The sequence below is a fragment of the Kitasatospora sp. NPDC089913 genome (assembly GCF_044748625.1).
In the GTDB taxonomy this organism is placed as follows: domain Bacteria; phylum Actinomycetota; class Actinomycetes; order Streptomycetales; family Streptomycetaceae; genus Kitasatospora.
Genome location: NZ_JBIVGI010000019.1, coordinates 36,361 through 50,189, shown reverse-complemented (window position 1 = coordinate 50,189; position 13,829 = coordinate 36,361). Strand labels below are relative to the sequence as shown.

The 13,829-nt window shown below is 75.2% G+C and carries 10 protein-coding genes; all 10 read right to left on the bottom strand.

Annotation, left to right across the window (positions count from 1 at the left end; translation table 11 throughout):
* Positions 1-5: 5 nt before the first annotated feature.
* Positions 6-476, bottom strand: coding sequence for a PH domain-containing protein (locus ACIPYS_RS26265; RefSeq protein WP_400750213.1), 471 nt, complete (start codon positions 474-476; stop codon positions 6-8).
* A 244-nt stretch (positions 477-720) separates the two neighbouring features.
* Positions 721-3,723 carry a polysaccharide lyase family 8 super-sandwich domain-containing protein gene (locus ACIPYS_RS26260; RefSeq protein ID WP_400750210.1) on the bottom strand — a complete coding sequence of 1,001 codons (3,003 nt, stop codon included), beginning with the start codon at positions 3,721-3,723 and terminating at the stop codon, positions 721-723.
* A 217-nt stretch (positions 3,724-3,940) separates the two neighbouring features.
* Positions 3,941-5,281 carry an MFS transporter gene (locus ACIPYS_RS26255; protein WP_400750207.1) on the bottom strand — a complete coding sequence of 447 codons (1,341 nt, stop codon included), beginning with the start codon at positions 5,279-5,281 and terminating at the stop codon, positions 3,941-3,943.
* On the bottom strand, positions 5,271-6,587 hold the full coding sequence (locus ACIPYS_RS26250; RefSeq protein ID WP_400750204.1) for an ATP-grasp domain-containing protein: 1,317 nt from the start codon (positions 6,585-6,587) through the stop codon (positions 5,271-5,273). The genes ACIPYS_RS26255 and ACIPYS_RS26250 overlap by 11 nt, the downstream gene beginning before the upstream one ends.
* An 84-nt stretch (positions 6,588-6,671) precedes the next feature.
* Positions 6,672-8,276, bottom strand: a complete 1,605-nt coding sequence (locus ACIPYS_RS26245; protein ID WP_400750201.1) for a class I tRNA ligase family protein — start codon at positions 8,274-8,276, stop codon at positions 6,672-6,674.
* A 105-nt stretch (positions 8,277-8,381) separates the two neighbouring features.
* Positions 8,382-9,533, bottom strand: a complete 1,152-nt coding sequence (locus tag ACIPYS_RS26240; RefSeq protein WP_400750198.1) for an FAD-dependent oxidoreductase — start codon at positions 9,531-9,533, stop codon at positions 8,382-8,384.
* On the bottom strand, positions 9,530-10,348 hold the full coding sequence (locus ACIPYS_RS26235) for a class I SAM-dependent methyltransferase (protein ID WP_400750195.1): 819 nt from the start codon (positions 10,346-10,348) through the stop codon (positions 9,530-9,532). Before ACIPYS_RS26235 ends, ACIPYS_RS26240 begins: the two co-directional genes overlap by 4 nt.
* Positions 10,345-11,682, bottom strand: a complete 1,338-nt coding sequence (locus ACIPYS_RS26230) for an ATP-grasp domain-containing protein (RefSeq protein WP_400750192.1) — start codon at positions 11,680-11,682, stop codon at positions 10,345-10,347. The genes ACIPYS_RS26235 and ACIPYS_RS26230 overlap by 4 nt, the downstream gene beginning before the upstream one ends.
* Complete coding sequence (locus ACIPYS_RS26225; RefSeq protein ID WP_093864246.1) at positions 11,679-12,020, bottom strand: cupin domain-containing protein; 342 nt, start codon at positions 12,018-12,020, stop codon at positions 11,679-11,681. Before ACIPYS_RS26225 ends, ACIPYS_RS26230 begins: the two co-directional genes overlap by 4 nt.
* The gene (locus ACIPYS_RS26220; RefSeq protein ID WP_400750188.1) at positions 12,013-13,359 is read right to left on the bottom strand and encodes a lysine N(6)-hydroxylase/L-ornithine N(5)-oxygenase family protein; all 1,347 of its coding nucleotides are present in this window, start codon (positions 13,357-13,359) and stop codon (positions 12,013-12,015) included. The genes ACIPYS_RS26225 and ACIPYS_RS26220 overlap by 8 nt, the downstream gene beginning before the upstream one ends.
* Between the last annotated feature and the right edge of the window lie 470 nt (positions 13,360-13,829).

Genomic DNA, 13,829 nt, shown 5'->3' with positions numbered 1-13,829 from the left:
CGTGCTCAGTCGGTGTCGCCGCGGCGCTCGGCCAGCAGCGCGTTCAGCCGTTCCACCTCACGGTCCACCAGGACGTGCTTGTCGTCGACGTAGGGGAGGTGGATCTTGCGGCCGTCGGCGCGGAACGCGTAGGTGAGGAACTTGGGTGCGCCCTTGGCGTGCGCGTTCGGGTTGGCGGCCTTGGCGAAGCGGGCGATCTCGGCCCAGCGCAGCTTCCGGCGGCGCACGATCCCGCGGACGGTGATCCCTTCGGCGGTGAGCAGCGTGCCGGCGCGGGCGGCGCCGACGATCACCAGCAGGCAGAAGCCGATCACCAGCAGGGAACCGATCGCCTTGGTGGACGGGGCGAACTCCTTGTCCTTCCAGATCGGCAGCAGCGCCCCGAAGGACAGCAGCAGGATGGTGAACGCGAGCCCCCCGACCCGGTTCGACGCCACCCGGTACTCGTGCGGAACTCTCAGTCCAATGTCGCTCATCCGCCCCAACTCCCGGTCGTCCCCGCCGGTTCGCCGTCATGGTCGGCGGCCGGTCGGACTCGCAGTGTAGGGGCGGGAGTTGATTGCCGACAGGCCATCGGCGGACAGCCGGTGTCCCGGCCGAACAGGTGTACCCGCACACGCTGTCCGGCCGGGACACCGGCGCGCCGCCGCGCCAGCGCGCCGCCCGCAGACCCGAGGCGCCCGCAGGCCCGCGGGCGCCCGCAGGGTGCTCAGGAGGCGATCAGGAGGTGATCAGCTCCAGGTGGGGCCGGAAGGCGGCGTTCTCCCTGCTGTTCAGGTTGACCGCCAGCCCGACCGCGCCGAGCGGCTGCCAGACCGCGAGGGTCACCGTGCCGCCGGTGGCGACGGCGGCGGTGACGTCCAGGCCGACCCAGTCCGCGGCGGTGGAGATCCGGCCGGTGCCGAGCGCTGTGGTGGGGGCGGGGGACCGGTTCCAGGTCACCGCGGTCTCCGTCCAGCCGCCCGCGGTGGTGGCGAAGGCCTGGAGCGAGGTCTCGGTGCCGCCGGAGTCGGCCACCGCCCCGCGCACCCAGAGCACCGCCCGGCGGACCGTCCCGCCCACGCTCGAGGTGTCGAAGCCCAGCAGCGCCCGCCGGCTGAAGCCGCTGCCGCTGGAGTCGGTGTTCTTCACGGTGAGCGTGGTCGCCGTCCCGTAGTTGGTGTCGCCGTACGAGCCGTCCCGGACGTAGGCGTCCTGGGTCGGCGCCAGCCGGGTCGCGGTGGCCGGTGCGGGCGCGGTGCCGGTGGTGCGCAGGGTCACGGTACGGCTCGCGCCCTGGGTGCCGCCCAGCTCGACCAGCAGGGTCACCGAGTCGCCGGTGGTGAGGACGGTGACGCCCGGGGCGGGATCGGCCGTCCGGTAGCCCGGTCGGGCGACGGTGACGTGGACGGTGGAGGCGGTGCGCCCCGGGTCCGCCACGGTGACGGTCATGGTGTCGCCCGACTCGCGGACCAGGACGGAGGCGGGTGCCGACACGGTGACCGGACCGGTGGTGCCGGCGGCGAAGAAGTTGGCGGCGGTGACGCCGGAGGCGCTGTCGGTGATCGCCTGCACGGAGGCGGAGTTGGCCAGGACGGTGACGGTCGGCGCGGTCGAGCGGGCCGCCGCCGCCGTGGCGTCCGCGCCCGGCATCAGCAGGTAGGAGTAGCCGGCGGCGGCCGGGTCGGTGCCGTGGTCGAACCAGAGCGTCAGGTAGCGGCGGGTCAGCGTCTCGCCGGTGCCGCCGGTGTTGATGTCGTGCCAGCTGCCGGTGCGGGCCTCGCGCAGCGCGTCGACCGTCGCGCCGCCGGGGAAGAGGTAGGCGCCGAATCCGGCGATCGCCGCCCAGCGGGCCCCGGTGAAGCGCCGGGACCAGCCGAGGGTGGTCGGCTGCGCCGTGCCGTCCACGGTGAGGGCGTGCTGGCCGGTCTGGCCGAGGTTGCGGTTGTCGACCACGGTCTCCACCGGCACGCCGTCCGCGCAGGTGATCCCCGCGCCCAGGCAGACGATCGAATCGTCGAGCACGAACCAGGACTTGACGCCGCTCAGCGTCGAGGAGAGGCCGCGCACGGCCTGCCCGGCGGCCGCGTAGGTGCCGTCGCAGGCGCCGCCCGCCCAGGTGTTGTCCGGGCGGGCCGCTCCCCAGGTGCCGCCCGCCGCGTCCGCCAGGGGCTTGGTGGAGACGGTGGTCCCCGGCAGCCGGTACGGGTTCACGGTCGGCCAGAAGGCGTCCGAGTACTGGCCGTTGCCGAAGGTCGAACCCCACCACGCGAGCAGGCCGTTGTTGGTGTGCCAGCCGCGCAGGTTCTCGCCGTTGCCGGTCTCGTAGAAGGTGGTGCGGGCCGAGCACATGGCCAGCGAGGCCGCCCAGCCGGGCCGGCGGACGACCGCCCGGTCCATCGCGAAGAGCCGTGCGCCGACCGGCTCGGCGGCCGGTCCGGTGCCGGAGTCGTTCACCAGCGCCTGGGCGCGGGCGAGTTCGGGGACGTCCACGGCGGCGTTGGTGAGGTACGGGCGGTAGGTGTCGCGGGTGATCCAGCCCTTGACCGCCGCCCGCCACGCCGCCGACTGCGTGGCCGGCGCCGCACCGGAGTCGGCGAGCCGCAGGATGTGCCCGATGATCGTGTGCCCGCGACCGTGGTCGTCCTGCTGCAGGTGCAGCGGGTCGCCGCTCTGCAGTCCCCGGCTGGGCGCCCGGCCGCTCACCGAGTCCATCACCAGGCCGTTGTAGAGGAACGGTGCGAACGCGGAGTCCACCGCGTCGAACACGGTCTGCCGCTGCGGGTCGGTCACGGCCCAGGTGGAGCCGGCGAGCAGCCCGAACAGCTTGCTCAGCCCGCCGAGCAGCACCTCGCCGTACGAGCCGGTGTACGGCACCCAGGTGTGCTGCACGAACGAGCCGTCCGGGTAGAGGCCGTCGCCGGTGAGCACGTACGGGAAGACGGGGGAGAGCGCGGAGGAGGCCAGGGCCAGCTTGGCGGAGTTCCGGCCGATCACCCCGCGCAGCGCGAGCACGCGGCAGAGGTCGACCCGGTTCGCGCCGGTGGAGGTGCCGGTGTAGGCGGCCACCTTCGAGTCGGGGACCGAGTGGTCCACGGCCGCGCAGTAGTCGGCGATCCGGGTGGGGCCGAGCAGCGGCTGGACCAGGACGCAGATGTCGAGCAGGGCCTGCGGGCTGCCGATCTGCCAGTCCCACCAGTTGTTGTAGTTGCTCGCGGTGGGGGTGTAGGCGATCGCGTGCAGGTGGTCGAGGCCGGTGGTGACGGCGGTGGCGAGCGCCGGGTCCGCGGTCGAGCCGGTGCCCGGCTGCGCCCAGGCCAGCGCCATGGTGCGCAGCCGCAGGTAGCTGGCGGTGATGTTGCCGGAGACGGTGCCGAGCGGCAGGTCCGGCCAGAGGGAGCCGCCTGTCGGTGCCATCGCCGCCTGCTGGGTGCGGGCGCGGTCGCCGAGGGCGGTGAGGGCGGTGCTGAACGGCTGGGCGGCCGGATCGAAGCCGGTGCCGGTCAGCAGCGCCCGCCAGCGCAGGCGCAGCTCGTCGTACGGGTCGGCGGCCCGGGCCGTCGGCACACCGAGGGCGGACCAGGTGCCTGCGGCGGCCAGGGCGACGGCGGATGCCTGGAGCAGCCGTCGACGGGAGAGCGGGAGGCGGGTGCGGGTGGGGACGTGCGCGGGAAGGGCGGGGACGTGCGCGGGACGGGTGGGGGAGAGCGGGAGGCGGGTGGCGGAGTGCGGCTCGGGGATCAAGAGGGCTCCTTGCCGGGTGCGACGGTGCGACGTTGCGCCGGTGCGACCGTGGGACGGCGCAACCGTGCGGCATGCCGGGTGCGACGTTGCGGCGCACGGCCGCCGGAGCGCCGTGGGGGTCGGCGCGGCAGCACCCGGGCGGCGCCGCACGCACCGGGCGGGAGTGACGGTAAGCGCTTTCCGGTACGGGCGTCAACGGATGGTGCAGACCGCCCCCTCACCCGTCACCGGGAACGCCGGGATCGTGGCCCGCAGCGGCAGCCGCAGCCGCAGCGGTCCGGGCGGTCCGCAGGAGGCGGACGGCCGTGGTCCCCAGGAGCAGGGCCGCGGTGAGTACGGCGAGCGCGGTGTACAGCCGTGCGGTGCCCAGCCCGTCCGCGGTGGCCACCCGCACGCCGCTGAAGCTGCCGACCGCCTCGCCGAGCCCGGTCGCGAGGGCGGCGAGGGAGAAGTGGGCGGCACGGTGGCGCGCGGGGCCGGCCGAGCCGACGAGGACGTCGAGCGCGGGCATCAGCAGCATCTCGGCGAAGGTGACCAGGACGACCCCGGCGAACAGCCATGCCACGGTCCGTCCCGCGCCGAGGCAGGCGAAGGCCGCGGCGAAGCACCCGAAACCGACGGCGCACAGGGTCGTCGGCCGCACGCCCAGGCGGCCGGAGAGCAGGGTCACCGGCAGTTGCAGGGCGATGATCAGGACGCCGTTGACGAGGAACACGGTGCCCAGGGATCCCCCTGCGCCGAGCACCTCCTTCGCGTACAGCGGAAGTGTCGCGAAGAGCTGGGTGTACAGGACGAAACCGAGGGCGGTGAGCGCGAGCGGCATTCTCGGCCCCGGTTCCCGCAGCAGGGCCTTCCACCGCGTCCGCCCGGCGCCGACGGCTGCCCCCGCAGCTTCCCCGGGCGGGCCCGCCAGCATGACGAGGCCGAGCGCCACCACGTGGACGCAGGCCGCGGCTGCGCAGAAGGCGGCGGTGCCGAAACGCTGCTGGAGGGCGACGCCGCCCAGCGGGCCCAGCGCCATGCCGAGGTTGACGGCGACGGCCTGGGAGGCGAAGCCCCTTGCCCGACGCCGGTCCGGGGCGGCGGCGGCGATCAGCTTCAGGGCCATGGCGTTCATGCCGAACCCCAGTCCGAGCACCGGGAGGACGGCCGCCAGGACGACGGCGCTGCCGCCGGTCGCGGCGAGAGCGCCGAACGCGAGCGCGCCGAGGCCCAGCGCGGCGGTGATCGCGGTGCGCGGGCGGAGCCTGCCCAGGGCGGGCCCCGCCAGGATCCGCATCAGGCGCAGGCTGACGACCGCCTCGGTGACCAGGGCCGCCACCGTGCCGGCGCCGTGGTGCCGCTGGGTGAGGTGCAGCGGCAGCACGGTGAGCAGGGCCCAGACGGCGCAGCAGGCCAGTGTCCACTGGGCGAGCAGGGCAGCCCCGGCCGCCGCGCTCCCCGCCCCGGCCGCCGCGCTCCCCGCCCCGGCCGCCGCGCTCCCGGCCCCGGGCGGGGCGGCGGGGTCGGCGGCGGCCGCTGTGCCACCTGCCGTGGCGCCCGCGGCGTCAGCGGGCATGGGCGGCGGGCGCGCTCTGGCTCGGGCCGTGGCTCTCGCCGTGCTCCGGCCCCTGGCCCGGTTCGGCGAAGGCGGGCGCGGCGGCCTGCGCCGCCTGCCGGAGGACCTCGTGCACGGCGGAGTGGCTCGCGCGGCGGGCGATGACGGAGCCGAGGACGCAGCTCATGTAGTCCTCGGGCGGCAGCGCCACGCGGGTGCCGACGGCCTGGTCGAGGGCCACGTGCTCGACTCCGGGCAGCTCGAGGACGGTGTTGAGCCCGGTGAAGCCGGTGAAGGTGCCGGCACGGGGGCTGATGAGCTGGCGGGAGCCCGCGTGGAGGGTGCCGCGCCGCTCGAGGTCGGGCGCGTTGCCCGTGGCGACGGCGATCGCGGCGGCGTAGAAGTCGATCCCGGTGGCGAGGGGGATCAGGTGGGACGTGATGTAGCCGCCGCCGATCCGGCCCGCGATCTCCAGGAGCCGGGCGGTTCCGTCGGGCAGCAGCCGGCACTCCAGGTGGAAGGCGCAGTCGCGCATCCCGGCGGCGCGTACGGTCCGCGCGGCCAGTTCCTCGACGGCGTCCTGCTGTCCCCGGTCGAGGGCTGTCGGATGGATCTGCAGGTATTCGACGGAGTAGGGGGCCGCGACCCACTTGTCGGTGATGCCGACGATGCGGATCTCGTCGCCGACGACGAGCCCCTCGACGCTGTGCTCCGTCCCGCCGAGCAACTCCTCGTAGATGAGCTCGCCGGGCCTGGCCCGGAAGATCGGGTCGCGCTCCGGACGGGTGAAGCTCCGCAGCAGCCCGTACTCGGTGGCCAGGTCGTCCGGTCCGTGGACGCGGTGGATGCCGCGGCTGCCGGAGGCGCCGGTGGGTTTGAGGACGGCGGGGTAGCCGACGTGGGCCGCGGCGCGGCCCAGGGACTCCTCGTCGTGGACGAGCGCGTAGCGGGGCATGAGGTCCGGGCGGCCGGCGGCGGCGAGGGCCTCGCGGGTGAGGAACTTGTTCCGTACGGTGCGGGCGGCCGCGGGCGGAAGGCCGGGCAGGCCGAGTTCAGTGGTGAGTCCGGCGACGAATTCGACGTCGCGGTCGCCCCAGGTGAGGACGCCCCGGACGTCGTGGCGCCGCACCAGCTCGAGCGCGGCCTCGCGTGCGGCGGCGGTGTCGAAGGTGTCCACGATGCGGGTCTCGGCGACGAGTTCACCGGCGAACGGCGGCTGACGGTCCGCCAGGACGAGGACCTCGAACCCGAGTCGGTGGGCGGCCAGGGCGGTGGCGTTGACCTCCAGGGGGGACCTGCGGGTGTTGACGAACAGGACGGACGGCATGCGTACTCCGGGCGGGTCTGGTGGGCGTGGGCGTGGGCGGCACGGCACGTGGGTGGGACGGGGCGTGGGCGGGACGGGGAGCGGTCAGGCGGTGCGGCGGGTCAGCGCCCGGACCTCGGCCGCGTCGACGGGAGCGAAGCGGGGCAGCGAACCGGGGGCGGGGGCGGGGAGGTGGAGCGTGTCCGAGGACAGCAGCCGGCCGGCCGCCGCGAGTGACGGTGTGTCGGGCAGCCGCAGTCGCTCCTGGACCAGGCCGGCCCAGCGGGGCATGAGGGGGGCGGCGAGGGCCGCCAGGACGGCGAGGACGCGGGTGGCGCCCGTCGCCTCGACGGCGTCGGGGGCCAGGGCCAGCCAGTCGTCCACCGCGGCGGCGGCCTGGGCGAGGTCACCGGTGCGCAGCGCCTCGCGGTGCCGGGCCGCGGTGTCCTCGAAGAGGCGATGGACGCAGGCCGGGGCGCTCGCGGCGCGGGTGTGCGGGGCCGGGGTGCCGGCCTCGCACACGTCGAGCAGTCGTGAGAGCCGTCCGGCCAGGGTCTGCGTGATGTCGTCGGCGAAGGACTCCGGGGAGAAGTCGGTGGGCTTCTCCCCGGGGCTGAGCCGGGCGAGGTGGAAGCGGAGCGCGTCGGTGTCCAGCCCGGCCGCCACGTAGTCCAGCACCCGGACGACGTGGTTGCGGCTGGTGGAGAACTTCTGCCCGTCGAGGGTCATGAACCGGTTGAAGCGGTACTCGTCCGGGGCGCACGGCAGCCCGGTGGCTTCCTGGACGGCGAGTTGCATCAGCAGGGGGAGCGCTCCGTCCATGCCGAAGCACAGGGTGAAGCGCGGCCGGTGCGGCCCGCCCGCGAGCAGGGGGTTGTCGGGCAGACCGTGCGCCCGGGCGTGCTCCCGGCCGGCCAGCAGGAACAGCGCGGTGGTGCCGAGGGCGTAGGTCGAGTGGACCTGCCGGGGGGCCAGGGGAGCGGGGGTGGTCCAGGGGACGCCCCAGCCGAGCGGGTGCGACAGCCGCCAGCGGGGTCCGTTGAGTTCGAGGTAGCCGCGAACGAGGTCCAGGTAGTCGCCGGGGACGCGCCGTTCGCGCGCCATGTCGAGGAGGGCCGCTGGGTCCAGGCGCAGGAACGCCGAGGCGGTGTCGGTCGCGGTGACGCGCTCGCGCGGGTGGCGGGGGCGGGGTTCGCGCACGTCGGCGGGCTGGAACCACATGCCGCACGCCTCGCAGGTGTATCCGGCCACCTCCTCCCCGCATGCGGGACAGCGTCCGGCGAGCCAGCAGGCGACGAGTTCCTCACCCGTGCCGGCGTCGGACAGCAGGCGTTCGCGGTGGACCTCGATCCGGCCGCGTTCGGAGAGGCGTTCGGCGAGGGTGTGGTGCCAGCCGCGGTGGTCCGCCTCCGCCGTTTCGTCGTGGACGTCGAGGAGGACGTCGGGCCGGCAGTGGGTCGCGGTCAGTGCCGCCTCGATGCGGGCGTGGTAGTCGCGGGCGGTGGCCTCGGGGGTGCGGCCCTCGCGGCGGGCGGCGTCCAGGACGTAGGACTCCCGGCCGTCGGTGGCCGAGACGGTGGTGACGCGGTGGCCCTCCGCACGCAGGTGGCGGGCGAGCGCGTCGGCGGCCAGGAAGGGGCCGCCGAGGTGTCCGAGGTGGAGTTCACCGTTGGGGGTGGGCAGGGCGGCCAGAATCAGGTGATCGGTCATGCGCGGTCCGTACGTCGGTCGGGCGGAAGGGGCGGAGGTGCGGGCGGAAGGGGAGGAGGCGGGGGCGGGGCTCCGCGTCGTTCACGGTGTCGTTCACGGCGTCGTTCACGGGGCGAGGAGTTCGAGCACCCGGTCCGCGATGCCCCAGCACAGGCGGGCACCGGCGCCGGACGCGGCCGAGGCCCGTGCGACGCCCGGGGCCGGGAGGTCGGTGAGCGGCGTGCGGTCGGGGGTGTAGCCGTCGACGCCCGCCCGTCCCGCACGCGCCGCCGCCAGCAGCCCCGGCAGCCGGCGGCCCAGGACGGCGAGCCCCTCGTCGAGGGTGTGCGGGCCGAAGGTGTCGGGGCCGCCGTCGGCCGTGACGTCCCACTGCTCGCTGCGGAAGCTCACCCACGCTCCACCCGCTGCGGGGGCGCGCCCGGAAGCCCCGCCGCTACCGCCGGGGGCGGGCAGGAGGAACAGGTCGTCGTCGGGGAAGCAGACCATCGGCGCGCCGGCGGGCAGCTCCCGGTCGATGCGCAGCGCCGCCATCCGCTTGGTGCGCCACGGGGTCTGCTCGCCCCGGTCGGTCCGCGTCCCGGACCCGATCGTCGGACTGGGCCACGGGCCGGTCGCCAGTGCGGACCTGCGCGCGGTGACGCTCGATCCGTCGGACAGCAGCAGCCGTTGCGGGCCGGGACGCGCGGTGTCGATCCGTGTCACGCGGGCGCCGGCGCCGGTGCGCAGGTGGCCGCCCGCGTCGACGACCGCGCCGATCAGGGCGGCGGCCGCGGCGGCGGTGTCGATGACCGCGATGCCGCCGTGGACGGTCGCGAGGCCGTCGCCGGGTCGCAGGAGCAGTTCGCCGCAGGCGTCCCGGGCGGCCCGCACCGTCCCGGGGGAGGCGGGTCCCATGGTGGCCCCCACCGTGCATCGGGCGAGCCGTTCCAGGGTGGGGGCGCCGGCGACCACGAGGACGGGCACGCGGCGCAGGTGCGGGCGGACGAGCGCGTGCAGGCGCGGGTCGTGGAACCTGGCGGTGCCGCGCTCCAGCAGGGCCCGCTGGCCCGGTGTGGCGGCCCAGGGGGCGAGCACGCCAAGCGACCGCTCGGTGGCGGTGTTCCTCGCCCCCTGGTCCAGCACGAGGATCCGGCTGCCGGGGCGGTCGGTGAGTGCGCCGAAGGCGATGGCCGCGCCGACGATCCCCGCGCCGACGACCGCCAGGTCCGCCGCCTCGCCGCTCGCGCGGGCGGGTGCTGCGGGCCCGGGGGGTGTCATGGCTGTCCGCCGAGCCTCGCCACGATCTCCGTACGCCGCATCCGGCCCGCCCGGTGCTCGTCCCGCAGCACCTGCACCTCGGCCAGGTACCGTTCGCCGGGTGCGTCGCCCAGCTGAGCGCGCAGCGCGGGCAGTCGGCTGGCGAGCGCCGCGTACAGGCGCTCCACGCACTGGGCGTCCGGTTCGGTGAGGTCCCGCACCTCGATCTCGAAGCCGGCCGCGCGCAGTGCCGCCTCCCAGTCCGGGTGCGGCGCGAACAGCCCTTCCTGCAACGTCAGTTCGACGTCGTACGGGGTCTGGGGGCGCAGGATGCGGCTGATCACGACGACCACCGCGGGCCGCTCGCCGCGCAGCAGGGTCCGCCAGTGCCCGACGGTGGTGGCGGGGTCGGACCAGTACCCGGAGCCGATCGCGAGCACGGCGTCGAAGGAGCCGGGCGGAAGGGCCGGGTCTCCCATGTCGCCGACGGCGTAGGTGACGCGGTCGGCCTCCGGGCGGTCCGCCAGGCGGGTGCGTGCGACGCGTACCGCGGCCGGGCTGGCGTCCAGGCCCACCGCCGTGCAGCCGGTGCGGGCGGAGAGCGCGGCGGTGAGGCCGCCGGTACCGCAGCCGGCGTCCAGGACCCGCGTGTGCGGGTTCCAGCCGAGGCGGGCGGCCAGGTCTTCCAGGTAGCGCGGGGTGGCGCCGCTGAACTGGCCCGCGAACTGGTCGCCGAGGGCTTCGGCGTAGGCCTCGTCGATGGCGGGGACCTCCTGGTAGGAGTCCCATTCCTCGGCGATCTGCGCCATGCTGGCGGCGGGCGGTGTGCTGGTCATCGGGGGTCCTTGTGGTCGGGGGCGTCCGCGGTGCGGGCGGCGTCGTGCGGGGCGGTGTCGTGCGGGGCGGCGTCGTACCGGTCCGCTTCGTCCCCGTCCGCCCGCCGGGGGGCGGTGTGCACCTTCAGGCCCGCGAGCAGCGCCTCGACGCCGTCCGCCGCGGCCCGGGCGCTGTCGGCGCCCAGGCAGACGGTTCCGGCCCGGTCGGCGGAGGACCGCGGGGGAGCGACGACGTCCCCGGGCGTCACCGCCAGCTCGGCGTGGATGAGCCGCTGGTCGGCCGAGAGCGCGTCCCAGCCCTCCACGGCGGTGACGAGACCTGCCTCGGGCAGGACGAAGCGGACGGCCGCGCCGCGTGCCGGGCGGGTGGGCAGCGTGACCGGGAGTCCGAGCAGGTCGTCGTGGAGGCCGCCGAGGAGCTCGAACCCGGGGTGGGACCACTCGACCATCGCGTGGAGCCAGTCCCCGCCCGGCCGCACGTGCACCTCGCCGAGGACCGGGCCCTCGGCGGTGAGCCAGCATTCGACGTGGAAGATCCCGTACCTCAGCCCGAGTGCCTCCAGGGCCCGGGTGGCCTCGAGGGCGATGTCCCGGTGGCGTCCGTCGGGGAGTTCGACGGGTGTGACGTGTCCGGCCTCGACGAAGGTGCCGGGGGCGAGGATCTTGCGAGTGACGGCCAGCGCGTGGGGGATGCCACCGGTGAAGAGGCCCTCCACGCTGTACTCGGGGCCGGTCACGAACTCCTCGACGAGCACCGGGCCGGGGCCCGCGCCGGCCCGCGCCCGCTCGAAGGCCCGGGCCGCCCCGTCCGGCGCGTCCACCCGTACGACGCCCTCGCTGCCCGCCGCGTCGCGCGGCTTGACCACCACGGGGCCGCCGTGGCGGGCGAGGAAGTCCGCGACGTCCTGCGGGGTCGAGCACAGGGCGGTGGCGGGCTGGCGGAAGCCGAGGTCGCGCAGCGCGCGCCGGCACAGGTCCTTGGTGCGTACGGTGCGGACGAGTTCGGGCCGGTTGCCGGACAGCCGGAGTGCGGCGGCCACCTCCGCGACCGCGACCACGGAGTACTCGCGGAAGCCCGTCACCGCGTCCACCGGGTGGTGCGCCCGTCGGGCCAGCGCCCACCGCACGCAGGCCGCGGGGTCGGTGTGGTCGAGGACGTGGGTCTCGTCCGCGAGCGCGGCGTACTCGGGGGCGGCGGCGAGGGCGGCGGCGGTGTCGGTGACGACGACGCGGCTGCCGCGGGCCTTGAACTGCGTCAGCGCGCGCAGGCTCAGGTCGCGGCCGTGCCCGGCGTCGGCGGGTGCGGCCCCGCCCAGGACCAGGACGGTGTTCACGCCGACCACCACACGGAGAAGACGGTCAGCGCGGTGGTTCCGGTGTTGCGCACGCGGTGCGGGCGCCGTCCGGCGAAGTGGAAGCAGTCGCCGGTGGCCACCGGACGGGTGGCTCCGCCGTACTCCACGTGTCCCTGGCCGGCCGCGACGAACCAGGTCTCCAGCACGTCGTGGACGTCGGGGTCGGTCACGGCGCCGGGCGGCAGGACGAACACCGAGGAGGAGAACGGGGCCGGGATGCCGGTCAGATCGTGCTCGCGCAGCACGATACCGTCCGGCCCGGGGACCGGCGCGAGGCAGCCCACGGGGCCGCCGGGGTGGGCGGGTACGTCAGACACGGGCGGTCCTCTCCTGGGGGCTGGTGGTGTGCGGGGCCGGCGCGGGGGACCAGGCGACGGTGCTGCTGTCCCGGTCCGTGCGGTAGAGGGCGCGCCCGGCGACGGCGTTCGCGATCACGGCGTTGCGCCAGGCCATCAGGCTGAGGTTGGCGTCGGCCACGCCGTGGGTGTGGCCGGCGGCGCCCTGGACGAAGATCCGGCAGCCGGGCGGGCCGTCGAGCTGGACGGAGTAGTCCGCCCGGACGCGGAAGGCGCCGTCCTCGTCGAGCGGGATCAGCTCGCGCAGGGGCTCCAGGTAGGCGGGGGTGTGGTTGCGGTACCCGGTCGCCAGGACGACGACGTCCACGTGTTCGCGGTGGACGCTGTCGGTGTCGATGTCCCGGGTGACGACGTCGATCGGTGCGTCGTCGGCCCCGCCGTCGACGGCGAGCAGCTCCTGCCCCGGGCTCAGGCGGTAGGCGCACTGTCCGGGCCGCAGGGCGTCGAGGCGGTAGAGCTGCGCGTGGATCGCGTCGAGGAGGTCCGCCGACACGCCGTCGCTCGTCAGGCGCTGCGTGCGCAGCAGGTCGGCGCGGCGTTTCGCGGAAAGGCGCGTGAAGTGCCGTACGTAGCCGGGGAAGTACCACTCGTTGCTGAAGGCGGAGTCGTCCAGCGGCAGGAAGCCGTCGCGCCGGGTCGACCACACGAGGAAGGAGGGCAGCACGTCCTTGTCGCCGAGGAGCCAGTGCACGATCTCGGCGCCGGACTGGCCTCCGCCGATGACGGCCACACGCTTGCCGAGGGTCTCGGGGCGCCGGTGCATGATCTCGGCGGCGTGCAGGACGCGCGCCCCGCGGGCGGTGACGCAGCGCGGCACGTGCGGCCGGCGGCCGCTGCCGAGGACGAGGTTGCGGGTCCTCGTGACGGCGCCGGTGGCGTCGTGGACGCTGAACCCGTTCTCCTCGGCGCGGACTTCGGTGATCTCGGTGCCGAAGGTGAGCTGGGGCATCAGGTCGGCGGCCCAGCGGTAGTACTGCTCGAACTCCTCGCGCGGTGTTCCGCTCCGCGAGGCGATCAAGTGCCGGTAGAGGCGGCCCTGTTCGGCGAGGAAGTTGAGGAAGGAGAAGCGGGAGGTCGGATCGACGAGGGTGACCAGGTCCTTCAGCGGAGGCACCTGGAGGGCCGCCGCCGGGAGCATCGCCCCGTCGTGCCAGGCGAAGCGGCTCCTTCGTTCGAAGAACCTTGCGGTGAGGGCGGGTTGGGGATCGAGGAGGGCGGACAGCCCCAGATTGGCGGGCCCGATGCCGATGCCGACGAGGTCGGGCCCGGCCGCGCGGCCGTCCTTCATTGTTCCGGTCATGACAGCCGCTACCCCCGCGACCGTTTCGTGATCGTGCTCATACTTGCCGGTTCCCCCTGGTGACTACGGTTTCCGGGCTTCGATCGTCCGTGTGCAACTCGCGGCGTGGGGACAGTCAACAGAGATCGACCACGCCGCCGCCCCCGCCGAACCGGAGCACTTCGCGCTCGTCTTCAGGCACAACGGCGCATTGACGACTGCCGGACGTCGCGCCCGCCCGTGGCTCCGTGCCCACGGCCCGGATCGGTTCCGGGCAGGGCGAGTTGTCGTCCCGTCAGGTCGCTCCGGTGCCCTCCCGAAGTCCTCCGGGAGGGCGGCCCCGGGTCCGCAGGACCGGCAAGGCACGGGGAGCACGAAGCGGCAGCGCCGTTCCCGATCTCCTCCTCCGACCTCCCCCGGAACGCGCCGCCGTCCCGGTCGAAGGCGCCCGTCGGGGTGCGGTACGGGCGGGGGAGGACCAGGATGGAGGT

Bases quoted from the DNA above. Each gene is read 5' to 3' on its own strand.
- ACIPYS_RS26265 (WP_400750213.1), bottom strand. From the start codon at position 476: ATGAGCGACATTGGACTGAGAGTTCCGCACGAGTACCGGGTGGCGTCG.
- ACIPYS_RS26255 (WP_400750207.1), bottom strand. From the start codon at position 5,281: ATGCCCGCTGACGCCGCGGGCGCCACGGCAGGTGGCACAGCGGCCGCC.
- ACIPYS_RS26250 (WP_400750204.1), bottom strand. From the start codon at position 6,587: ATGCCGTCCGTCCTGTTCGTCAACACCCGCAGGTCCCCCCTGGAGGTC.
- ACIPYS_RS26245 (WP_400750201.1), bottom strand. From the start codon at position 8,276: ATGACCGATCACCTGATTCTGGCCGCCCTGCCCACCCCCAACGGTGAA.
- ACIPYS_RS26240 (WP_400750198.1), bottom strand. From the start codon at position 9,533: ATGACACCCCCCGGGCCCGCAGCACCCGCCCGCGCGAGCGGCGAGGCG.
- ACIPYS_RS26235 (WP_400750195.1), bottom strand. From the start codon at position 10,348: ATGACCAGCACACCGCCCGCCGCCAGCATGGCGCAGATCGCCGAGGAA.
- ACIPYS_RS26220 (WP_400750188.1), bottom strand. From the start codon at position 13,359: ATGACCGGAACAATGAAGGACGGCCGCGCGGCCGGGCCCGACCTCGTC.